This window comes from Devosia sp. UYZn731, assembly GCF_040546795.1.
GTDB lineage: Bacteria > Pseudomonadota > Alphaproteobacteria > Rhizobiales > Devosiaceae > Devosia.
Map to the genome: position 1 here is coordinate 63,555 of NZ_JBEPOL010000013.1, position 22,337 is coordinate 85,891.

Genomic DNA, 22,337 nt, shown 5'->3' on the forward strand with positions numbered 1-22,337 from the left:
CGCTAGGGCTGTTGTTGCAAATCGATCCGCGCATCGGCTTTGAACGTGCCCGGCTCCGGTGCCGCCGCCGACGGCAGCCACGTGGTCCAGCCCAGTTTGACCCCGCCGCCCAGCCGCGGCTCCGGCACGGCCTCGACCGGAAGACACAGTTCCACGTCGTAGTCGTGCCGAAAGCCGAGATAGAAGAAGACCGCGTCGGCCAGATGCCGCGCACCGACCCCGCCGGGCAGCAGGCTCGAATAATGATCGAGATCGCTTGCCTCGATGCGGATACGGAATTTTTCGTCGAGGCTATAAGTGCGCTCGCCCAACACCGCATCGACGCCGAGACCGCAACCGCGCTGGCCCAGCTTGGACAGGTCGTCCGGCTCGAATTGCAGCCAGCTGCCGACATGCTCGATGACTTCGGCCTTTATGCCGAGCAGCGACGACAGCATCTGCCCCAACCGCGTCGCGCTCTTGGTGCGCGCCACCGCCAGCCCTGCCAGCGGCAGCTTTGCGATATCGGGTAGGCTGCCCCGCTCCTTATGGGCGGGCGAACCGATACCGGCAAAACCCCCCAGATAGGTGGTGAACCGGTCCTCTTGCGGGCGATCGTGCTGGGCGACCGGCCTGGCTTCGGCCCACGCACGAAAGAACAATTGTTGGAAGCGGTTGGCGAATACGTCAATGAAGGCGATGAAAGAGTCGTCGCGCCCCAGCGACCATTCGCGTGCCTCGACCGTCGTGCTGAGCGGCAGAGCGCCTTGCGGGCCGAAAAACCCCAGGAAGCGCGTGCGCAAATGCGGCGCCGCCCCGATAGCCGGGCCGAAGCCGGAAAGGTTCGCCGCCGGAAAATCGAGGAACGGGTCCTGCCCCAGTTGCACCACTTCCTCGGAGCGCAGCAGGTTTTCGCCGATCCGGGGACGATTGGCGTCGCTACGCTCAAGTTCGCGCAATACGTCGAACATGTCGAAGCGGAACGGCTCGGCCTCGATATCCCCGCGGCGGCTCACAGCAGCGCCCCGCCACCAACACGAGGTGGCCAGCGCATGACGGCGCCGCGCTGCACGCTGGCCACCACAGTCTGGGTAAAGCTGTTGATGGCGGTGTAGTCGGCGAAGAACCGATCAAGCACCGCGCCCAGCACCATAATCCCGCTGCGGGCATAGTTCTTCTCGTCAAAGGTCACCGTGACCTCCAATCCCCGCGCAGCATTGAAGCCCGAAGGCTGACGCAGGCGCCGCACAATCGGGCGCGTCTCCACCTTGACGATGCCGCGGATCTGCCGCTCGGTAAAGCTGTCAGACACATCGGCAAACAGCGCCATGACCTCGTGCAGGCCCGCCGCCGCTTCTTCGTCATTGCGGCCGGTCAGGCTCAGGTGGCTGAACGAGAGAACATTGATGAGCCGCCACAGCACCGGCCCGGATCGTGTTGCCGCGCGCTGCTTGCGATCGAACAGCACCAGGGATTCGCGTGGTTCGGTCGGGCCGGCAATGCAGCGCAGCGCCACCGAAGTGTCACTGGTCATACGGAAATCGGCGCCACTCGCGCCGGCTGGGAGATGCTCGGTCAGGTGGCGATTGGAGACCAGTGCCCTGACGCTGAGTTCACGTACTCTATCGGGATCGTCGATGCTGGCAGGCTCCGATAGCGATATGAACGTCTCGGTACCGGCATAATTGGCCGGACGACCGTAGCGCCGCTCCTTCTCCGTGGGTTGGCGTGGCAATCTCCGGTTGTCGTAATAGAGTGCGTCGCGCAATGAGACCTGGCCGTCGGGCAGACTATAGAGCGGATAGACCGCCACCTTATCTTTGCGGCCCTGGTAATGCGCGAAGACCGAAATGACGCGGTGCACCTCGAAATCCAGCCATCGGCTGCGATCGGGAATGACGGGATATTCGGCGCTGCTGCCGTCGACGGGAATGCGGGCGCAGGCCATTTCGAATAGGTTGGCAGCCGGCGCGGCGTAGAGCGCAAAATTGTCGCGCGTAACCACGGTCGCCAGCTTGGGTACCGCCGTGTCGAACTCGAACAGCAGGTCGAATGCCGGGGCGCCGATATGGCGCAGCGCCTCCTGCAGATGGCGCAGCCGGAAACCGCAGAAGCTCTGCGGAAAGGCGAAATACGATCGCAACGTCTCGAACCCGGCAAAGGCACGATGATCCCTTGGGGTAACGGCATAGGAGGTTTCGAAACCCAGCGGCTCGATGGCATCGGGGCGCAGCGCGATAAAGCGGGTCTGGCCATACGCCTCCTCGACCCGGATGGTGATGCGTCGGCAACGCGCGAACAATTGCTCGTAGATGGCGTCGGTATCGGCAGCGTTGCCCACCAGGTGAATCGGCAACTGGTCGATCAGCAGGAGGTTGATCGGCGCTTCACCCCCCTGTGGCAGGGCCACCGCCTTGTCCGGATCGATAGTTCGATGACGAAAACTCAGCCGCAACCCGGCGGCCACGCCGTTGAGCACTTCAAGGCCAAGCGCCTGCAATGGGCCGGTGCCGCTCAGATATTGCGCACTTTCCAGATGCAACGGCCACACCGTCAAATCGGCGCCGAGGCTATAGCGGCAGGAAATGCGCTGCTCCCGCTCGACATAGACTGCGTCCATGCTGCTGCCCGCGGCGAATTTCACCCCGCGCCGCAGGTTCGGATTGTCATAGGCAGGCCGCGCTTCCACCAGCGCAAAAGATGGTGTCGGCGCCAGTGCATTGGGCACCAATTGCTCGAGCAGCGCCGAAGTGAATTCGCCGAACTCGCTCTTGAGCTTGAGCTGCACCCGGGCCGCAAGGTAAGCGCTGCCCTCAAGCACACCCTTGAGCCCCGGATCCATCAGGTCCTGGTCGAGGCCGCCCAGCCGGTCGGCAATACCCGGATATTCGGCGGCAAAGTCGCGCGCATGCTCGTAAAGCAGTCGCAGCTCGTTTTCGTAATACTCACGAAACTCCGAGCTCATTACTGTGATCCAGACCCCGACAGCAGAACCTTGCCCAGGGCCGCATCAATCTCGGCGACGAATTCGACCGGCAGGTCCAGCGGCTTGCTGGCCATCTCGCCGCGCACCCGGTAGCGCGTCCGCTGCTCGGCATCGGCCTCGTCTTCGGTGCGCTCGACACTGACGCTGTCGCGGCGCAACCGCGTTTCATGACACTGGATGCTGGCCTGCAACTGCCCGGCCATAGCCGCTTCGGCATCGCTGCCGACCGTCAGGCTGGAAACGTCGGGAATCCCGAAGTTGATGATGGACTTGCGCACATGCGGCAGCTCTGAAAGGTCTTCCGTCGACTCCAGGGCGATCGTTTCGACCAGCATCGACAGATCATGACCCAGATCGCGCTTAAGAGCCGAGCGCCGGGCGCCACGTTGACCAAGGCCACCCCGATCGGCGACCAAGTGCTCACCATCCACGATGACCGGCGCTACGCCGGTCGCATCTTTTCGCTCGAATGCATCGCGGAAAGCAAACATCAGCGGGACCTGCGCACGACCGCTGGCGTCCGCATTGTCTCGCGGAACCTGTCCGCCGAGGCTGGCAGGTCGATGAACGACCATTATGGACTACTTCGTGTTGCTCTTCACGTTCCAACTGGTGGTCACAGTGCCCTTGGCCTTGCCCTTATTGTCCTGCTCGATATAGGCATATTCGATCTTGGCATAGTTAAGAGATACCGAATCCGTCGGCAGCACACCGTTACCGCCGTGCCCGCTGCTCTGATACGAGCTGACCACCACGTCGCTCATCGTCACGGTATTATATTCCAGCTTGTCTTCGCCCGACTTGCGCAGCACTACGACGGCCTTGGCAAAGTGCTTGCCATTGGCGCAGGCCAGCATCAGTTCCGGCGACGACTTATCAACCGTCTTGCTGAAGTGAAAGTCGCTGAAGGATGCCTTTCCCGCGCCGCCGCCGCCGCCGGCACTCATTGCGCCCGCATTGGTTACACCGATGCTGAAGCTGTCGATTTCGATTTCGTCAGGGTGCTTGTCGTCCTTCGACTCGCCCTTGATGCCGTCAATCTTCAGAAAATAGTCGCCGCTCATGATAAACCCCTGACTATCCGCAGTGCCACGGTGGCCCGCGTTGCTAACCCAGAACTATTCGATCAAGTCGCCGGCTTTTCCAGCCGCGAGACCAGGCTCAGACCAATATCCATGCCCTCGAGCTGGAAATGCGGCCGCAGAAAGATACGCGTCGCGTAGTAGCCCGGGTTTTCCTCATCGGGAAAGACCTCGATCTTGGCGCCGGCCAGTGGCCGCTTCGCCTTGGCCTCCTCGCTTGCCGATTCAGGATTGGCCAGCACATATTGCATGATCCAATCGCTGAGGCGACGCTCCAGTGCCTCCTTCTCATAGGTCGCACCGATCCAGTCGCGCACCATCACCTTGAGGTAATGGGCAAACCGGGAAACCGCGAACATATAGGAGATACGCGACGACAGGTTGTCAGAAGCGGTCGCATCCGGATCGACATATGCTTTGGGCTTATAAACCGACTGAGCACCGATAAAAGCAGCCTTATCGGTGTTTTTGCGGTGGATTAACGGCAATAGGCCCGCTTTGGACAGCTCTGCCTCGCGGCGATCGCTGATGGCGATTTCGGTGGGGCACTTCAGATCGACGCCGCCATCGTCGGTGGGGAAAGTATGCACCGGCAGGTCCATCACTTCGCCGCCAGACTGTACGCCGCGAATACGGACGGTCCAGCCGTATTCCTTAAACGCCCGGTTGATGTTGGCGGCCATGGCATAGGCGGCGTTCATCCAAGCGTAGCTATTGCCCGCATGTCCGTCAGTTTGCTCCTCGAACGCGAATTCGGGCACGGGCAGCGTCTTGGCGCCATAAGGTTCGCGCGATAGCACACGCGGCATGCAGAGGCCAACATAGCGGGCATTCTCGGAATCGCGCAGCGATTTCCAGCCGGCATAGTCGGGAGTCTCGAAGGTCTTGCTGAGATCGCGCTTGCTGGTCAGCTCGGTCCAGGATTCCAGACCCAGCAAAGCCGGATCTGTTCCGGAGATGAACGGGATGTGTCCCGCCGCCGCGATCTTGGCAATGGACTTGAGCACCGCGATATCGGGCGAGGTGTGATCGAAATAGTAGTCGCCGATCAGCGTCCCATAGGGATAGCCGCCGAGCTGGCCGAATTCTTCTTCATACAGACGCTTGAACAGCGGGCTCTGGTCCCACTTGGCGTCGGGATAGGCCTTGGCCTGCCGATACAGCTCTTCCTTGGAGATGTTCATCACGCGGATTTTCAGCGTGGCGTCGGTCTCGGAATGATTGGTCAGATAATAGAGGCCGCGCCAGGCCGCTTCGACCTGCTGGAATTCGGGAGCGTGGATAATCTCGTTGACCTGCACGGTCAGCTTCTCATCGAGCCGGGCGATCATTTCCTCGATAGTATCGAGGACGTCATTCTTGATCAGGCTTGAATCGGCGAGCGCCTGGGCCACCAGAGTATTGACCGCGCTCTCGATTTCGCTTTCGGCTCGCTCGGTGCGCGGTTTGAAAGTTTGCTTCAGTAGCGAAGAAAATTCGTCCGCGACCTGAACATTGGCCTCAGATTCAGCGGTGCCGGCAACACCAGAAGCTTGACTCATGTCGTCCCCCGTCGGCTTCGCCAGATGGCTTAGCCACTACTCGAATTTATCTTCGTTTTGGGATTGTCCCTGTGCACGGCGCTCTTCCAGCGCCGCCATCAGCTTCGGATCGGCCAGCAATTTGCGCAACTGCTCTTCGGCCGACACCTTTCCATCCATGTAGCGCTGCAGATTGGCCAGTTGTTCGCGGGCCTCAAGCAGAGCCTTCAGCGCCGGAACCTGGCGCGCGACACCTGCTGGACTAAAATCGTCCATGCTCTTGAACGTCAGGTTGATGCCGAGCTTGTTTCCGCTTTCGGGACTAAGCTTGTCATCGACACGGAAAGCCGCGCCGGGGGAAACGGAAGCCATGTAGGCGTCGACGTTGTCCATGTCGACATCGGCAAACTTGCGGTCCGCCATTGGCGGTTTGGACACCGCGGAACTATTGCCCGACAGGTCCGACATAACACCCATGACGAAAGGCAGCTCAATCTGTTGCTGCGAGTCATAGGGATCTTCGTAGGATATCTGAACGCGAGGCGGGCGGTTTCGCTTAATGAACTTTTGACCGGAATCCGAACTCATCGGAGCCTCCTAGTTTCGCCTCTCAGATGACCAGACCAAACTGCATCTGTCAACCAGATGCCGATCGAGAACATCGGACAGAAACTCAATCCGCCTTCGGCATCAGTTCAACCAAAATTGAGTTGAAGTCCTTGTTAATAAATAGCCTCGCTCTTGCCAGCAAAACCGGCACCGGGCTCGAGGGCTCATTCGAGCGGAAGAATTGCTCGACTGCCGTCAACAGCTGCGCCGCCTCCTCCCGACTTGTCGGAAGCTGTTCTGGCTCAACAGTGCTTTCCTCATTCTCATCACCTTGAGCGTTACCTTGCTCGGCCAACAGGTCCTCGGTGACCGTGCGCATGCGACTTAAGTCGATCTCAAAGGGAAACGGCCCTGTTTCGAAGCGGAAGGTGGCGCGGTTGGCGGTATCGGGCAGCAGGGATTCAAGCGCTTCGACCAGCGGGCGACCGATCAGCATGCGCGCCTGATGAATCAGCACTAGTGCAGGATTAGACGCCTCTTTAATTCTGAAAAAGTTCTCGGCAGCCAGCAGGGTGCCCTTGGCCGCGGCAACCGAGGCAAGGGCGAGCGTCGGGCTCGACAACGCGCCCGGTCTCGGTGCCGCGAAATCCTCAACCGGCTCGCCCGACGCCGGCACTATCGCTTTGCCATTGGAACCATCTCGGGCCATCAAACCGGCCATCCCATCAAGCACGCCGGACAGCACGTCGAACTTCGGCGCACTCTCATATCCGGCATGTTCAATGAAGCTGTTTCGGATGGCGTCGAGCGACTTCCGCGCTAGATCGACCGCCTCGCGCACCGTCGTGACATAGCTTTGGGCCGCATCGGCATCGAGATTGCGCTCGATGACGTCAAGCGATACCCGCTCCTCGCCGGCACGAGCTTCGACCTTGTTGGTCTCGACTAGGAAATTACGGAATGTGATCGGTCGCACCCGCTCGCCCCTAACGATATAGGCGTGCTGCAGCGGCAGTATAATCTGGGCGTAGTCGACCAGGCCCTCAACGCAATTGGTGCGCATGATCTGGTCGCCATCCTCGAAGGGCAGCGGGTGAAATGTATCCCAGAAGACGCCGACCACGGTGGCGATGCCAGCGATGGCCTCCGCGAAGCCGGGGATGCTGCCGGACAGGATTTGGAAACGCGCGTCCAGTGTCAGCAACCGCAAGTCGCGGCTGCGCTGCAAAAGCGCATCGATGGCGGCCGTCTCACTGGCCAGGTCTATGCTGGATTTATCGAACGGCGCACCGGCGCGGTCCGAACCCGGCTCCGCATTCTGGAAGAAGCGCTGCGGCAAACGGCTGCTCGCCAGCATCATGTAGTTCGTGTAGGCCTCGTCGCCTGCCTCTTCAAGGTCGGGCCCTGCTGGCGCGCTATCGCTGATCGGATCGGCCAGGAAATCAAACCGCATGAGACCGATGCCGCCGTGGTCTATTGCAGCGACAAGCGCAGTTCGACGCGGCGATTGATCGGATCATAGGGATCGGGAACCCGCGGATCCTTTTCCCCCAGGCCCACAGCGGTTATCCGCTGCTGCGATACGCCTTCCGCCATCAGGAAATCGGCGACAGAAGCGGCGCGCGCATCGGACAAATTGTCATTGTACCGCTCGGAACCCAGCGCATCGGTATGGCCTTCGACGCGGAAGGCTGCGGAAGCCAGGCGGTTATCGTCGAGGGCCGCGGCGACCTGGCGCAGGTTTTTCTTGGCGTCTTCGGTTAGGTCGGCGGAGTTGAGGTCGAAGGTGACCAAGACGTCGAAAGCCGCCGGCTTTTGTGCGTCGCATTCTTCGACGGTCCCGACGCAGATGCCGCGCGAAGCACCAAGCTCGATTTCTTTCGAAAAGAAATCGACGACATCCTTGCTTGAATAGGCCTCCTGCGCCATCGCCGGCGCAGCAAGACCCAAGACAAAAATACAGGCGACAATCGCTGTGCGCATCGCAACCCCGTGGCCAAAGGCTTTGCATTCGTCGCGTTAGACTAACGCAACGCTCGATGCCTCTCAACCCTTATTGACCGCAGCCTCGTAGCTCTCACGGAAATATGTCAGGTAAACGTCGAGCAAACCATTGTCGGACTTCTCGATTTCGCGCCAGCGCTCAGTGTAGATTTCCCAGGCGCGCGCCTTTTTCGAACCAAACGGTGAGCTGGTCACCTTGGCCTCGATGGCGGCAGGAGAGATGTCGTCCATCAGCTTGAGCAGCGCCTGCTGCATGGCGACATAGGTCGCCGCTTCGTGCTGCTTGATGTTTTCGAAACCTTCGCGAACGCTGTCAGACGCGCCCAGATAGCCCGGGCGGTTGCGTTGGAACATAATTTCGAGCGCTTCGGCCGGCGATGGCACGAATTTGAGCGGATTGTTGCGATCGACGCCGATCATGGTGCGGTCGGCATTGCGCGTCATCAGCTTCGCGGCCGCCCGCGCCTTGAGCAGCGCCGCCAATTGTTCGGCGACAATGCGCAGCACGAAGCCAACTTCTTCGGCGATGGCCTCCGGTGGTCGCGACGATAGCGCCTGGGCAGGCATCCCGGCGGCATTGGCCACGGTCGAGAGAAATCCCGAAACGCTGCCCTGCCCCGCGCTGGCGGGCGTTGACGGTGACGGCTGTGGCGCCTGCAATACCACAGGCGCCTGCACGGGCGGCGCCTGGATCGGCGGCGCGAGGGGGATCGGGCCCGACCATTGCGCCGGCGGCATTTCAACGAAATCCTGCAAGCGGTTGGCAGGCGCCGGTTGGTGGGCATCGGTGAACCAGCGGCGATCGACCGGCGGGCTGACGCCTTCCCCGATCGCCCAGATATCGGCATATGGCACCGGTTGCGGTCTGGGCGGCGGCGCTGGTGCCTCCCAGGCCGAAGGCGGCGCACCGGCGCCCGCCGCGGCGCCGCCCGACACTTGTACGCCTATGACGTAATCGCCAATCAGCAGCCGATCGCCGTTGGTGAGGCGGTGGGGGCTCTTCACTCGGTCGGGAGCATTGTTGAGATAGGTGCCGTTGCGCGACACGTCATAAAGCCAGTAGCCGCCGTGCTCGAAACGAATCTGGCAATGGATGCTCGAAATGACCCGGCTCTCGTCCGGCAGGCACCAGTCCAGATGCTGGGCACGGCCAATATCGAAACCACGTTCGCCTGCCGAGTATTCTAGGGGACCACCGTCGGGAAGCGAGTCGAGGTTTTCGATGCGCAGCGTAATCGCCACTTTGTCATCCAATGCTAGGGCCGAACGGCACCAGACTAAGGGCAGGCGCCAGCGCTGGCAACAGCGCCCCACCGCCGGCATTGGATAAGTCGACCGCGCAATCGGCTTCGGGCAACCGCAATCCACACGGGACGAACCGAACCGAAAGCCAGACTGGCGAAGTCGCGCTTGATCCTACCGCGCGATCATGGCCAGGCAACTGTCGACGAAACTGCCGAGCACCGCAGTGCGATTGGCGCGACCGACCTTGGCCAATGCCATCTGCGTGCCGATGGTAACGGCACGCGGGGTCAGGAATGCAGGCGGCGGCACGCGCGCCACTTCGGGACCGGCCAGGCTTCCCCCGCTCCAGCCGGCGGCCAGCGCGATCCAGACACCTGCGGACTTTTCAGGCGCCGCCATGGCTTGGCCCAGGGCCGCGCTGCGTTGAGGTTCGTCCGGGTCCTCGACCCAGCGCGCCGCAAGATCGAGCATGCCGCGGTCCCCTGGCGTCAACAACCCCAGGACGTGGCCCAGGCACGTGCAGCCCCACCATACCGCCTCGCGCCGCGGCAACAGATACGCCGCATAGGCCAGCGCATTCTCCGGGGTCGCCGAGCCGCGCGCCTGCGACAGATAAGCGACCGCCGCTTCGCTACCCTGCGGATCAAGGCCCGTGTCCTCCCTCAGGGTCGGCATGGCCGCGAACAGCTCTCGGGCCAGCGAAAAATGCGGTTTGACCTGCACGTACCGGCTCCGTCAGTTGATTTGCACGAGACCGGCGCTGATCACCAGGACACCGCCCTTGTGTTCCGCCAGGGCGCCGCCGGTGGTCTGCAGATTTCCCGATGCAATGACCTGGATATTGGTCGACTTGATCGTGATGCTCATGCGGTCCATCACGATGCTGCTGGTGCCCACCTCAAGGGTGATCTTCTCGCCGGCCGTGAGCTTGTATTCGATGCCGACACCGGTGGTGTCGTTATCGTTGATATTGGTCGTCCGGCTCGCTCCGACGTCCCGCTCCTCGGATTTTTCAACTTCGGTGTGCAGGTCGCGCTCGGCATGAGCGAACAGCAGCTCATTGCCCAAGGTGTCGCGCATCGAGATTTCGTTGAAGTTGTCGGGACCGCCGTAGACGCTGCGCGAGCGCCAGCCCGACGTGTCTTTTTCGGCAGGCACTTCAAATGGATGCTTGTTGTCGCCGTTGTAGAGCGTGCCAACGACGACCGGCTGGTCCGGATCGCCATCGAGGAACTGCACCAGCACTTCCATGCCCTTGCGCGGGATGAACTGTCCACCCCATTGGGGACCCGACCAAACCTGCGCAACCCGGCACCACATGGAACGTCCCTCAGCCTCCCCCTCGTCTTCGCGCATCCAGTGAAAATGCACTTTAACGCGACCGAACTCGTCCGTGTCGATCTCGTCGTCGCCGGCAATGCGGCCCGTCTGCACGCTGGCAATGCGCGGCCGGGGCGTGACGCGCTGCGGCGCGAAAGCTTGCTTGGTCGACAGCGCCTCGACCTGGCCGCCATACGGGGCAGCCTCGCCGTCATTGGAGCGATAGGCATTGCCGGAGAACTGGTGAATGGCCCGCAGCACCAGATATTCCTGACTGGCGCCTTTGTTTGGAAAATCCTTGACCGTCACCTTCATGCCGGGCGCCAGCGTCACGCAATCGCCCTGCCCCGTGGCACGGTGGTCAAGCGACTGTCCGGCATCGCGGCCGGCCTCGCTGTAGCGGGTGCCCCAGCTATCCCCGATCTTCTCGCCGATCGACTGGTTGTAAGGATAGATATATTCCTCGCCCGAATGGCTAGTGTAACCCGCCGATCCGCTCTGCTCGGTCAGCAGGTTGGCATTGGGATTGCGGAAGTCATAGTCGTTGCGCACGAATTTTGCCGTGGCGAAACTGCGGCGCGGCCACCACTCGCTGAACCGTTCCTCGTCCTTGCCGCTGTCTTCGATCGGCGAGAACGGCCGGCTGCCGCCGGGAGCAACGGGATAGGCGCCGGGCACGTCGGCCAGGATCATCTTCTGCTGTTTGTCGGCGAACTCGAAGAAATAGCCGATGCCGTGGGCTTCGAGGAGCCGCGAGATGAAGGCAAAGTCGGACTCCTGGTACTGCACGGCATATTCGATCTGGGGGTAGCTGCCCTGCAATCGATCCTCGAAATCGGCCAGGCTGCCATGCTTGCTGAACACGTAACGCACGATGTCCATCAAGCTCATCTCGTGGAACACCCGCGAGCGGACGTAATTGGTCAGCACCCAGAACCAGGGCCGAAGCACCAATGAATAGAGGTGGCCGGCATGCATCACGCCCAGATAGCTCGCCTCCACCAGCGTACCGGTGAAAAACCGCTCTTCCCCGGAAATCGAAGTGATCCGCACGCTCAGCGCGTTGCCCAACCCGGGATCGAAATTGACCGAATTGTTGTCCTTGCTGATGGCGGTTAGCTCGAAGCGGAAGGGCTCGCTGATCGCCTCCTCGCCAGCGAAGCGGTTGAGCACCAGCTTTTCCGAACCGATGGGCGTCAGCAGCTCACCAAGCCTTTCCGTCTGCTCATAGTCCGCCATCTTGCCTCGTGCCTTTCCTTGCGTGATGGCGATCCCGATCAGTCGCCGGCCGCCGTCATCCGCCAATCATCACCGTCGGCAGGCCACCCACGATCACCCCGCCATGCGCGGTCGCGTCGCCGATGCGCGCGGCTGGTGACCCGCCGATCAGAACGGTCGACGACCCCACCGCGACGCTGTCGGGTGGCCCAACACACACGCATATGTCGCCCACGCGCGCTGCCGGCATACCGCCGATCAGCACGGTGGGTGCGCCCGGTGCCACGATCGGGCCGCCGACATGGGGTACGAGCACCGTGATCATCGGGCAGACATGTGGATCATTGAGGCGCGAGGCTGGGGGCATGCCTGGTTCTCCTGACGGCAGCCTAGCAATTTCGTTTGAGGGCTGCCAGCCTTAGTCTCGCGCCCTTAGCCGGGCGTCGAGGCGCGAGCAAATTTCGTGATAGATCTCGTAGTCGAGCTCATTGAGCCGCAGATAGGCCTCGATATCCTCGGGATCGGGCTCCTCCGGTCGCGGGGTGGCGTTTTCGTGCGGAATGTCCGGCATGGCTACGCCCAATGTATCGGCGACGTAGGCCAGCGATTCATCCAGCCGTTCCATGGTGCCGATGAACCAGTAGCGGTCGAGCACCTCGCGCCAGTTCTGCGCCGTGCAGTTGAAATGCAGGCAATAGAGGGATTCGTTCTCCCGCCTCAGGCTGGCCGACAGCGTCATGGGCGTAAAGGTCGGGTCATCGGCCCGCCGGACGTGCTCGAAGAAATAGTTGGACAGGGCCAGTTCGAACGGATCGCGCACGATCGAGAACATTCGCCACTCCTTGCCGGACCATACCCGGGGATAGCGATGGCTGAGCCGCAGTTCGGGAAGTTCGAAATGGCCCAGGATCAGATCGTTGGGCCCGATTGCGTCGAGGTCGAGCGGCGGCGGCAAGTTCGTCGTGGTCCAGCCTTCGCGGTAGTCCAAGTGAAGCTCGTCGAACCACTGGCGGAAAATCCTGCTGCTGCTGGTACCGGCCGTCTTGGGCATGTGGTGGAACAGATAGCGGTAGTCCGGCGTGACCACCGGCTCCGCCGCCGGCTCGCCGCCATCGGCCAAAATGAGCACATCGCCCAAGGCCTTGCCGAGCGCCGCCAGGTCGCGGTGCGGCGGCGTGGCCACCGCCGCAATCTCGCGCCGCCGCTCGGCGCGCAATGCTCCGTCGGTTCCGAGCGCAATGGCGCGGCGAATATAGGCCGGCACCGAGTGCACGATATCGGCGCGCGTTCCCCAGGCTTCCAACCATCCCGCCCCCTGCCGGCCGCGCTGGTGCTGGCCTTTCAGCGCCACTACGGGCAGGCTGGCGTCGAGCGCCTCACTCACGGTCGTCGCACCCGCATAGGGAAAGCTGTCGAGATAGACATCGCAAGCCGACAGCAGCCGGGATACCTCCCCGGAACCCAGATCCGTGCGGATGATCAGCCGATCAGCCGCCACGCCATGGGCCAGCAGGATCCTCTCCGCCCAGTGCCGGAACTCGGCCGGCGCGAAGTCGAGATGCCAATTGGCGGCGAAGGGATAGAGCACCAGCGCCGAACGCGGCACGCCAGCCAGACATTGCGCCCAGGCCGTCATGAGCGGGGTCCCGATCTTGCGCATCATCGCCCCGCTGACGAACAGCGTCGCATCCAGAGGCAAGTTGAGGCGCCGCCGCGTCAGGTTGACAACCGCGTCGGACGATGCGGGCAGGGGCCGGTCGAACCCTTGGATCTGGCCCTTTGCCAGCAGAAGCGGCTCGACATAGTCGTCCGCATCAGCCGTATCGATCAGTGGGGATGAGATGATCGCATCGAAACTGGATAGACCCGTCGTTACGGGTGATATCGCGGTCGTCGCCAACTGCACCGGCGCCAGCCGATGGGCAACGATGGCGGCCAGGTGATCGAGCCCAATGAAGAACGAACCGAGCATGAAAATATCAAGGCCGGCATCGCGGATCAGGGCAACGCTGGCGTCGAGCCCTCGGTCGCCCAGCACGATGGTTTCGCAATCGACATCGAGCCTGTCCGTGCCTTTCGGCCCGCGCGCCATGAGGATGAGCACCGGCGCGAACTGGCCCGGGTCGAGCCCCCTAATCATCGCCGCCACGATCATACCCTCGGGACCGGCCCCGTCATGGCGCAGAATGATGCCGACCCTGCGTGGCCCACTGCGCGGGCCGCGATTGAACGCATGCTCCAGCGTCCTGCCCGATAGCACCAGATGCCGTTCGATCGTCCGGCCCAGCGCTTGCAGCACCGCTCGGCAATTGGTGGACCCGAACAGCAGATAATGCGGCCGCAGGGTCTTGAGGACAGCCGGGGCTAGGTCGCGGTGCGGCTGACCAGGCGGCCGGCATAATCCCGCATCCACGCTGGCGACCAGCCGTCCGATGAAGCGCTCGTAACCCGAATTGTCGATATCGACCAGCAGCGCCGGATCATTTCCGAGATAGGCGGCTATCGCCTCGGGATACCAATGGAACGGTGCGGGGATTGTGCTCAGGTCCGCCAGGGCGGGTACGGCGGATGCCGGCAGCCCGACCAGGGCCAGCAGCACGTGCCGCACAGCAGCTTCGCGATTCTCAGGCAGCGCAGGCTGTGTCGATAGCTGCAAGGCAACCGGATCGTCCTGCTCGAGCGGCCCCGCAGCGCGGCCCACACGGGCAAGCAGCTCAACCGTGTCCTTGCCAGCAAGGACCGACAACATGGCACGCAGATCGGTGGCCAAAATGGCCTCCACCAGCCGGGTCCGCAACGGCCCGGCCCAAGGATCGCCATTCTCTGCCGCAAGCTTTTCACGCGCCGAGGACAGCAATCCATCGATAGAGTTGGCGGCCGGGCGTGGAAAATCCCGCACCGGACGTGGCCGTTTGCCTTCCAGGGTGATAGCGTTCAACACCAATGGTGCAGTGCCTGGGGGGATGGTCTCCGCGTCAGGATTGGCAAGCGCGCCGCGCTCGACATAAACCGAGATCAGCGCCAGACCCATTACCAACGCACCGCCCGCCCATTGGTGCTCGATCGGCACGGTAAGGCTCGCCGATCCATTGAGACCCACCTGCGCCAGCACCCGCTCGCCCGCAAGCACTGTCACCACCTGGACCCATCCCTCTTGTGGTTGAAATGGCTGCTCGATATCGAGAACCAGCACCGCCCCGCTTGTGCCCTCGGCAATGCGCAGGTTGAGATCGCCTTTGCCGGCAAAAGCCGCGGCTCCACGGTCGTCGGTGGTGAATTGATGCCCCAGCGCCCCTGCGCCGATTCCATCTTCCACGAATCTCAGTTGCTGCCCGGCATTTATGATCGGCCCATGCCCCTGCTCCTTTGGATAGCGCACCGGGTCGGCGTCCTGCTTATGAAAACCGACGGAAGCAATCTGCGGTCCCAGTGTCTCCATCGGATCGTCGGCAGCGAAGCGAAATTCGAGCTCCGTCATCCAATAGGCATCAGCCTCCGATGGCAGGGACAGGACGATCTGTCCCGGTGTTTCCCACCGCCCCTCAAACAGCGACAACTCTGCCATCAGGATGCGCATCCAGCCGCTCGGCTGCTCATCGGAAAGGTCCATGGCGACGGTCAGATTCGCGCCCTGCTCGATGCCGGTGAAGCGCAGTCTGGCCGTGCTGCCGATCATTTCGATCGAGCCGTCGTCATGTTCATCCCAACCGGAATTTTCCGCGGGCATGAAATGAGCAGCCGGCAAGCGCCTCTCCGGCAGCGCCGCCGGGGGGTCGAGCGCCCCCGCCAACGGCCTGACCGTGATGGTCTCCACCGCCAACCGCGGGGGCGCTTGCCACCACGACCGTGGTCGGAACAGCGATGGCCCGCCCCCCTGGATGTGCGGCACCAGGCCAATGCTGATCGGCCCGCCCCATGCCGCGCTATTGCGTGGCAATTGCACCGCTACCACACCCCGTCCGGTGATGAACACCCGCTCCAACAGTTCATCGCCGAGCATGGCGTCGATGCCGATCGTTTCTTGCCGCTCGCCTGGCTCAGCCTCGTCTTCGACGTCTGCTTCCGTATAGTCCTCCGCTACCAGGCCGATTTCAACGCTCAACGGCAGCGGCGTCGGAGCCAATTGGAGATCGATCGATCCGTGTCGCCCCATGATCACCGGCGGCCCGTCAAAACGTGGCCGGCGAATATCGCCTCCCAGCGCCTCGTCGGCCGCCGTGTCGGCATCGGTGGACAGGGCCTTTCCAACTGGCGTCGGACTGCGCCAGCGCGGTTGCCGGTCGGCGCGGCGTGCGTCCCAAATGCGCGACCGTCCCGAAAGCGTGACCAGCGCCTGCAGCCATGCGGGTCGATCCTGTCGCCGTTGTAGCCAGTTAGCAACGCTTGGTTTGCGCCAAAACCCCGTCGCCGTCAGCATCAGCCCGGCACTGGTCAGCAGCCTGGACACGACTGGCGCCGGCATGCTCATGGCCAGCCGGGCCAGCCGCCGCAAATCGTGGCCAAGGTCGGCCGAGGGATCACGCATGCGCACGAGGTGCGCGCCAAAGCGCAAGGCCGCGGTCTGCAGCGCCAGCTGCTCGGCTTTGCTGAGGCCCATCCGCTGCGCCACCCTCTCATCGCTGGCCAGAAACCGCGCCAGATCGACGATATCGCGCACGTCGCGGCGGTTGGCCCAAAGCTGGGCCGCGCCAATCCGATAATAATTATTGGCCTCGTGCACCCGATACTGCGCCAGGATCTGGTTCAGCGGCATGATGCGCCCACTGAGTGCTGCGATCCGCAGCAGATAAGCGTCGGCACTGATCTTCCAGCGTGTCTCGGGCATCGGCAGCGCCAACTCGATCACGTGGCGGGCAAAGGCATTGCCGCTGGTCGGCATGAAGGTGAACGCGCCCACCTCGGTCAGCAGCGGCCGATTGTCGATATCGCGCGTCAATATCGGTAACAGCCCGCTGGGCACGCCCCTGCGATCGATCACTTCCATGCCGAAGCATATGGCCGCCAGATCAGCATGCCATGCGGTCAGGATCGTCGCGACCGCTTCCGGCTTGAGCACGTCGTCGGCGTCGAGGAACATGATGACGGTGCCGGTGGCAAGCGCGAAGCCGGCATTGAACGCCGCGGCTTGTCCGCCATTTTCCCGCAATACCGGCACAATGCGGTCGCCGTAGGATTGAATGATACCGCGTGAGCCGTCGGTCGAACCGTCATCGACGACGATACATTGCTGCACCGCACTCGTCTGGGCCAGCACGCTATCGATGGCGGCGGCCAGATAGGATGCATAGTTCCAATTGGTAATGATAATGGAGACAGTCGGCAGGTCGGCGATCATGGTAATGGCCTAGGTCCGACACGTCATGAAAAGGCGTTCCGCGCCATCACATTCATTGGGGACCATCAGGCCAGTTCACCGGTAGATCAATTTCCGTATGGGCTCGAATTACGCGGAACCGCCCTCGGCGCCCCATTGGAGCCGTGCCGCTGCAGCACCGAAACACCGTCTGGATCGCCCAACCGTCCATTCAGGCCCAACTGCTCGAGCACGATACTGGGAATGCGCCGCAACTGCGAGCGCGGTAGTTCTGCGACCAGTTCAGGCGAAATGCGCGACAACTGGCGTGCATTGAGCGCCGCCAGCAGGAGCGGCACGCACGGGCTATAGGCGTATTGGGTGAGCATGCCCTCGATAGCAGCGGGGCTGCGCAAGGTGAGAACTGCCGCGCACGCCTCCGCCGCCGAACTGTCCTGGGCCAGGCTGGCCATCGGCGTACCCACGATGGTGAGCGCGCCGAGAGACGATCCCAAAACCAGCGCCCGCAACGCCGAGCCACGCCGTTCTGTCAACATTTTCGTCATCTCGACCTCCGCCGCAGCGTCAATAGACCAGCCGGCCTATTGTCTGTCAACTTCTGCCGGACCAATCAACATAGAGTTGAAGACTTGTGGCTGGTCGATGACGAACCGACTTGCTAAGCTTTCGCGGCACACTACTGTTCTGGCCGGTCGCCTAGGCGCCGGCCGGCCTTTTGGACCGGAGGCGCGATTGCCGAACATTCTGACGAAACTCGGTTGGGTGGTCCTGTCGCTGGTCGTGCTGGTCATGGGCGGCACGGAGGCAGCCTACGCGCGCCAGGTGGCCTTGGTGATCGGCAACGGCGCCTACCGCTCCGTTCCCGCTTTGCCCAATCCGGAGAACGACGCTCGCGCCGTCGCCAATAGCCTGATTGACCTGGGTTTTGAAACCCGGGTGCGGCTGAACCTCGATCAGGCCGGCATGATTTCGGAGCTGCAGGCCTTTGCGGAAGACGCCAAGGGCGCCGATTATGCCGCCGTCTACTATGCCGGCCACGGCATCGAGCTTGAAGGCGTCAACTACCTGATCCCCGTCGATGCCGTGCTATCGCGCGACGTCGATATCGAAACCGAAGCGGTTCCCCTGGAACGCGTACTGGAGGCGACGCAGGGCGCTACCCGCCTGCAACTGATCATGCTCGACGCCTGCCGCAATAACCCGTTCTTGCTCGATATCAAGCGGACATTGGGCGAAAACAGCGTCGGCAAGGGCCTTGCGCGCATCGAGCCCAAGGGCTCAACCCTGGTGTCCTTTGCCGCGACTGCCGGCAACACAGCCTATGACGGTGTCGGCGACCACAGCCCCTATACCGATGCCTTGCTGCGACATCTCTCTACCCCCGGCCTTGAGGTCAACTACGTCTTCCGCCGGGTCAATGCCGAGGTGCGCACCCTGACGGGCGACGCGCAGCAGCCGGTCTATTACGGCACGCTGTCAGACCAGGAAATCTATCTCAGCGGCGCGCCAAGTACCGACGCTGCTCCCCAGTCGAGCGAAAATCTGGTTCGCGTTGCCTATGAACATGCACTCAGCGTCGATACCACTGCGGGCTATCAGGCGTTCATGAGCGAGTTCAAGGACGATTTCTACAATTCGCTTGCCAAGGAGCGCATCGCTAGCATCGATATGGTCCAGCAGGAGCGTGCGCTCGAAACGGCGCCGCTCGACGAGATCTATTGGCTGACCATCAAGGACAGCGACAAGGCCGAGGACTTCCAGGCCTATTTGCGGCGCTATCCCAATGGCAGCTACGCCGATCTAGCGCGGGCGCGGATCACCGCGCTGGACCGTGCGGGTCAGGTGGTCCAGCAACTGGTGGGGACAGGCACGGCTAACGAGGCGAGCCTCCGCCGCGCTGCGACCGCGCAACTCGACCGTATTCCATTCAACATGGTGCAATATGGCCTCGTCGCGCTTGGCTTCAACGTCGACAATATCAATGGCGTGTTCGATAGCCCCACCCGCAAGGCCGTGCGCGCCTATCAGGCCAGCATCGATGCACCGCAGACCGGACGTCTAAGTGATCAACAGACCGTCGACCTGCTGCTCGCCGCGGCGGCTGTGGGCGATCAATACGCGCAGATGACCGTTGGCGTCATGCTCGCCGATGGCATCTTCTGGCAGAAGAACTATTCCTTTGCCCGCATGTGGTTGACCCGTTCGGCCAATCAGGAAAATCCCTATGCCATGACCAACCTGGCCCTGATCTATCGTGACGGGCTGGGCACGCCACCCGACGAAGACCGTGCCAGAATTCTGCTCAAGCGCGCCGTCGTACTGGGTTCGGACGACGCGACGACAATCCTGCGTGGGATGGATTTGACATGATGCCTGTGCGTCTTCTGGCGCTGTGCGCCTTGCTGCTGCTTGCCCCATTGTCTGCCCATGCCCAGGGCTTCAGCCTGCCGCGCGCCGAACTGCAGATCAGCAACGACTGCCAGGACTGCCCTGATATGGTGACGTTGCCCACCGGGCTGCGGATGAGCCAGCACCACGTGACCAAGGCTCAGTTTGCGGTCTTTGCCAAGGATGTCGGCTTCAAGCGCAATGGCTGGGGCTGCGCCTGGAACTATCCCAACATCAAGCAGACTGACGAGGACCCTGCGGTGTGCATCAGCTATGATGATGCGCTGGCCTATATTGCCTGGCTGAGCGCCCGCGCCGGCCAGACCTATCGCCTGCCGACGGCCGATGAATATCGCGAGGCGGCCGGCACTGGCGCGCCAACCAACTACTGGTGGGGCGAAGATATCGGCGAAAACCGCGCCAACTGCCTGGGCTGCAAATCGCCATTCGATGGCAACGGGACCTCGCCGGTCGGCAGTTTCACCCCCAATGCCTATGGCATCGACGACGCTGTCGGTAATGCCTGGCAATGGACCAGCGACTGCGACGGCACCAATTGCCAGCGTCACGCCCTGATTGGCGGCAGCTGGTCGAGCCCGCCGGCCGACCTGCGTCTGAGCAAGCTCATCTTCAACGACAACCCAGTTCCGTTCTATACCTATGGTCTGCGTGTCGTCGCCGACGAGGCGCCGTAAGGCCAATCAGTCGCGCAAGACTCGGAAGCCGATGGCCGTATTGCGCAACTGTATCCGGTCGCCGAACGTGCCGTCCAAAGCGAAGAATTTCGGGTTTGGCACTGTCCAGCTAGCGCCTCGGAATACGGCATTGGCGCAATCGCCGTTGAGGCAGCTATTGGTCCACTGCCAGGCATTGCCCACGCCGTCATAGACGCCCAACCCGTTGGGCGGAAACGCATCCACCGGCGAGGTATAGGCATAACCGTCGTCGCAGGTCAGGATTTGGCGGGGATCGTTGGGAAACGTCGCCTTGAAATTGGCGTCAGCCACGTTGGCATGGCCGCAGACGACAGCCACATCGTCGCCCCAGGGAAATTTGGTTTTTGCGCCGCCCGCTGCCGCCTCCTGCGATTCCTCCACCGTGGGCAGGCGATAAGCGTCACCGGTGGTTTCGCTCAACCAATCCACATAGGCGGTCGCATCCAGCCAGCTGACGCAGACGACAGGATAATTGCCTTTCTGCGGAAAGCCGGGATCGCGCCAGTTGCCGGAATTCTCGATGGGCGTCTTGGTGATTTGCGTACAGGCGTCGTCCGTCTCGTAATTCGTCGCCTTAACAAAAGCGGCGAACTGGTCGACGGTGACGAGGTATTTCCCGATTTCCACGCCCGCTGCGAGAGGCACTAATTCGGGGCAGTCGACGCATGCGGTCAATGCCTCGCGCGCCGTATCGCCTTGCGCGAGCGCCGCAATAGGCGCGGCGACAAGCATCAATGCTAAGGAAAATGCGTAGACGGCCAAACGGAACACGACATCCACCCTTGCTCGACGGCTGCAGCAGCAGCATGCCCCGGCTGCCCGTCCCCGTCAATTTGCCATGCGGTCAGTCCGCGCTTTCCGCCGCCCAACGCGGGCGCCCCGACGCGAGGATATCGGCCAGGATGTCCTCAATGCTCCAGGTGATGCGAAAGCCGGGATAGTCGGCCACGAACCGGCTCATGTCACTGATCCACCAGCGATGATCGCCGATGCGCTCGGTCGGCACATAACTGCGTTCCAGCGCCCTGCCGCACAATGCTTCACACAGCGCGATTGCTTCGATCATGGAGCAGTTGGCAAAGCGCCCGCCCCCGATATTGTAGGCTTTTCCGCTGGTCGGAGCCGCCATGAAGGCCCACAGCGCGGCGACGAAATCGCTGGCGTGGATATTATCGCGCACCTGCTTGCCCGAATGGCCGTAGATTTTATACGGCCGCCCCGTGAAGGTGCAGCGCATCAGATAGGCGAGGAACCCATGCAGTTCGGTAGCCGAATGACCGCCCCCAGTCAGGCAGCCGCCGCGAAAGCACACGGTCTTCATACCGAAATAGCGGCCATATTCCTGCACCATCAGGTCAGCCGACGCCTTTGACACACCAAAAATTGAATGGGTCGACTGATCGATGCTCATCGTCTCGTCGATCCCCTGCGCGGCAAAGGGGCTTTCGGGCGCCAGTTCGTAGCGCGTCTCCAGTTCGACCATCGGCAGGCCATTGGGCCGGTCGCCATAGACCTTGTTGGTCGAGGTAAAAACGAAAGCCGCCTCCGGCGCATGCTTTCGCGTTGCCTCCAGCAGGTTCAGCGTGCCCACGGCGTTGACGGCGAAATCGGTAGCCGGATCGTTGGCCGCCCAATCGTGAGAGGGTTGCGCCGCGGTGTGGATCACCGCCGTAATGGCCCTTCCGTGTCGCGCAAAGATCGCCTCGATCGCGCTTGCGTCACGGATATCCGCGGCCAGATTGGCAAAGCCCCGCCGGCTCGACAATTGGCCCAGCCTCCAGCGGGTCGACGCTTCGGGCCCGAAGAACTGGGCCCGCATGTCGTTGTCGATCCCGACCACCTCATAGCCTTGATCCAGCAGGAAAGCAGTGGTTTCCGACCCGATCAGGCCGCCTGCGCCGGTCACAATCGCCACGCTCACAATTCAGACCCTCGCCAATTTTGCAATCAAGCGACCATAGCGATCACGGTTTGGCAAGGCGATTGTCCTTGCGAGCCGGGCCGAAGCGGCTATCA

At 62.2% G+C, this 22,337-nt stretch carries 18 protein-coding genes; 2 read left to right on the forward strand and 16 right to left on the reverse strand.

The annotated features are described in order from the left end of the window. Window positions 1–2 precede the first annotated feature (2 nt). From tssG to ABIB57_RS24370, 14 genes are all read right to left on the reverse strand, one after another. On the reverse strand, window positions 3–995 hold the full coding sequence (tssG, locus tag ABIB57_RS24305) for a type VI secretion system baseplate subunit TssG (protein WP_354043884.1): 993 nt from the start codon (window positions 993–995) through the stop codon (window positions 3–5). Then, window positions 992–2,944: a type VI secretion system baseplate subunit TssF gene (gene tssF, locus ABIB57_RS24310; protein ID WP_354043885.1), complete on the reverse strand. Its 1,953-nt coding sequence runs from the start codon at window positions 2,942–2,944 to the stop codon at window positions 992–994. Before tssF ends, tssG begins: the two co-directional genes overlap by 4 nt. After that, a complete protein-coding gene (locus ABIB57_RS24315; protein ID WP_354043887.1) occupies window positions 2,944–3,456 on the reverse strand; it encodes a type VI secretion system baseplate subunit TssE in 513 nt (170 codons plus the stop codon). The genes tssF and ABIB57_RS24315 overlap by 1 nt, the downstream gene beginning before the upstream one ends. A 90-nt stretch (window positions 3,457–3,546) precedes the next feature. Then, complete coding sequence (locus ABIB57_RS24320; protein WP_354043888.1) at window positions 3,547–4,029, reverse strand: Hcp family type VI secretion system effector; 483 nt, start codon at window positions 4,027–4,029, stop codon at window positions 3,547–3,549. 62 nt (window positions 4,030–4,091) lie between these two features. Next, the gene (gene tssC / locus ABIB57_RS24325) at window positions 4,092–5,588 is read right to left on the reverse strand and encodes a type VI secretion system contractile sheath large subunit (protein ID WP_354043890.1); all 1,497 of its coding nucleotides are present in this window, start codon (window positions 5,586–5,588) and stop codon (window positions 4,092–4,094) included. 36 nt (window positions 5,589–5,624) lie between these two features. Further along, complete coding sequence (tssB, locus tag ABIB57_RS24330; RefSeq protein ID WP_354043891.1) at window positions 5,625–6,155, reverse strand: type VI secretion system contractile sheath small subunit; 531 nt, start codon at window positions 6,153–6,155, stop codon at window positions 5,625–5,627. Window positions 6,156–6,240: 85 nt separating this feature from the next. Continuing rightward, window positions 6,241–7,569, reverse strand: coding sequence for a type VI secretion system protein TssA (locus ABIB57_RS24335; RefSeq protein WP_354043893.1), 1,329 nt, complete (start codon window positions 7,567–7,569; stop codon window positions 6,241–6,243). Between the two features lie 20 nt (window positions 7,570–7,589). Continuing rightward, on the reverse strand, window positions 7,590–8,099 hold the full coding sequence (locus ABIB57_RS24340) for an OmpA family protein (RefSeq protein ID WP_354043894.1): 510 nt from the start codon (window positions 8,097–8,099) through the stop codon (window positions 7,590–7,592). Between the two features lie 63 nt (window positions 8,100–8,162). Continuing rightward, the gene (tagH, locus tag ABIB57_RS24345; protein WP_354043895.1) at window positions 8,163–9,362 is read right to left on the reverse strand and encodes a type VI secretion system-associated FHA domain protein TagH; all 1,200 of its coding nucleotides are present in this window, start codon (window positions 9,360–9,362) and stop codon (window positions 8,163–8,165) included. A 174-nt stretch (window positions 9,363–9,536) separates the two neighbouring features. Further along, window positions 9,537–10,088 (reverse strand): DUF6931 family protein, encoded by a 552-nt coding sequence (locus tag ABIB57_RS24350; RefSeq protein ID WP_354043897.1) that lies wholly within the window; start codon window positions 10,086–10,088, stop codon window positions 9,537–9,539. Window positions 10,089–10,100: 12 nt separating this feature from the next. Further along, complete coding sequence (locus tag ABIB57_RS24355) at window positions 10,101–11,924, reverse strand: type VI secretion system Vgr family protein (protein ID WP_354043898.1); 1,824 nt, start codon at window positions 11,922–11,924, stop codon at window positions 10,101–10,103. Between the two features lie 55 nt (window positions 11,925–11,979). Then, a complete protein-coding gene (locus ABIB57_RS24360; protein WP_354043900.1) occupies window positions 11,980–12,270 on the reverse strand; it encodes a PAAR domain-containing protein in 291 nt (96 codons plus the stop codon). 51 nt (window positions 12,271–12,321) lie between these two features. Continuing rightward, window positions 12,322–17,238, reverse strand: a complete 4,917-nt coding sequence (locus ABIB57_RS24365; protein ID WP_354043901.1) for a glycosyltransferase — start codon at window positions 17,236–17,238, stop codon at window positions 12,322–12,324. 86 nt (window positions 17,239–17,324) lie between these two features. After that, window positions 17,325–17,762, reverse strand: coding sequence for a hypothetical protein (locus ABIB57_RS24370; RefSeq protein WP_354043902.1), 438 nt, complete (start codon window positions 17,760–17,762; stop codon window positions 17,325–17,327). 187 nt (window positions 17,763–17,949) lie between these two features. Between ABIB57_RS24370 and ABIB57_RS24375 the strand changes: the two genes are divergently transcribed. Beyond that, on the forward strand, window positions 17,950–19,587 hold the full coding sequence (locus ABIB57_RS24375; protein ID WP_354043904.1) for a caspase family protein: 1,638 nt from the start codon (window positions 17,950–17,952) through the stop codon (window positions 19,585–19,587). Next, complete coding sequence (locus ABIB57_RS24380) at window positions 19,587–20,300, forward strand: formylglycine-generating enzyme family protein (RefSeq protein ID WP_354043905.1); 714 nt, start codon at window positions 19,587–19,589, stop codon at window positions 20,298–20,300. The genes ABIB57_RS24375 and ABIB57_RS24380 overlap by 1 nt, the downstream gene beginning before the upstream one ends. A 6-nt stretch (window positions 20,301–20,306) precedes the next feature. On the opposite strand, the gene ABIB57_RS24385 is transcribed toward ABIB57_RS24380, so the two are convergent. Next, window positions 20,307–21,092, reverse strand: a complete 786-nt coding sequence (locus ABIB57_RS24385) for a formylglycine-generating enzyme family protein (RefSeq protein ID WP_354043906.1) — start codon at window positions 21,090–21,092, stop codon at window positions 20,307–20,309. 73 nt (window positions 21,093–21,165) lie between these two features. Beyond that, window positions 21,166–22,242: an NAD-dependent epimerase/dehydratase family protein gene (locus tag ABIB57_RS24390; protein WP_354043907.1), complete on the reverse strand. Its 1,077-nt coding sequence runs from the start codon at window positions 22,240–22,242 to the stop codon at window positions 21,166–21,168. Between the last annotated feature and the right edge of the window lie 95 nt (window positions 22,243–22,337).

What these genes read in the sequence shown, in the direction of transcription:
- ABIB57_RS24380 (WP_354043905.1), top strand. Translation starts at nt 19,587, where the DNA reads ATGCCTGTGCGTCTTCTGGCGCTGTGCGCCTTGCTGCTGCTTGCCCCA.
- ABIB57_RS24340 (WP_354043894.1), bottom strand. Translation starts at nt 8,099, where the DNA reads ATGCGCACAGCGATTGTCGCCTGTATTTTTGTCTTGGGTCTTGCTGCG.
- ABIB57_RS24370 (WP_354043902.1), bottom strand. Translation starts at nt 17,762, where the DNA reads ATGACGAAAATGTTGACAGAACGGCGTGGCTCGGCGTTGCGGGCGCTG.
- ABIB57_RS24360 (WP_354043900.1), bottom strand. Translation starts at nt 12,270, where the DNA reads ATGCCCCCAGCCTCGCGCCTCAATGATCCACATGTCTGCCCGATGATC.
- ABIB57_RS24365 (WP_354043901.1), bottom strand. Translation starts at nt 17,238, where the DNA reads ATGATCGCCGACCTGCCGACTGTCTCCATTATCATTACCAATTGGAAC.
- tssF (WP_354043885.1), bottom strand. Translation starts at nt 2,944, where the DNA reads ATGAGCTCGGAGTTTCGTGAGTATTACGAAAACGAGCTGCGACTGCTT.
- ABIB57_RS24315 (WP_354043887.1), bottom strand. Translation starts at nt 3,456, where the DNA reads ATGTTTGCTTTCCGCGATGCATTCGAGCGAAAAGATGCGACCGGCGTA.
- ABIB57_RS24320 (WP_354043888.1), bottom strand. Translation starts at nt 4,029, where the DNA reads ATGAGCGGCGACTATTTTCTGAAGATTGACGGCATCAAGGGCGAGTCG.
- ABIB57_RS24355 (WP_354043898.1), bottom strand. Translation starts at nt 11,924, where the DNA reads ATGGCGGACTATGAGCAGACGGAAAGGCTTGGTGAGCTGCTGACGCCC.
- ABIB57_RS24335 (WP_354043893.1), bottom strand. Translation starts at nt 7,569, where the DNA reads ATGCGGTTTGATTTCCTGGCCGATCCGATCAGCGATAGCGCGCCAGCA.
- tssC (WP_354043890.1), bottom strand. Translation starts at nt 5,588, where the DNA reads ATGAGTCAAGCTTCTGGTGTTGCCGGCACCGCTGAATCTGAGGCCAAT.
- tssB (WP_354043891.1), bottom strand. Translation starts at nt 6,155, where the DNA reads ATGAGTTCGGATTCCGGTCAAAAGTTCATTAAGCGAAACCGCCCGCCT.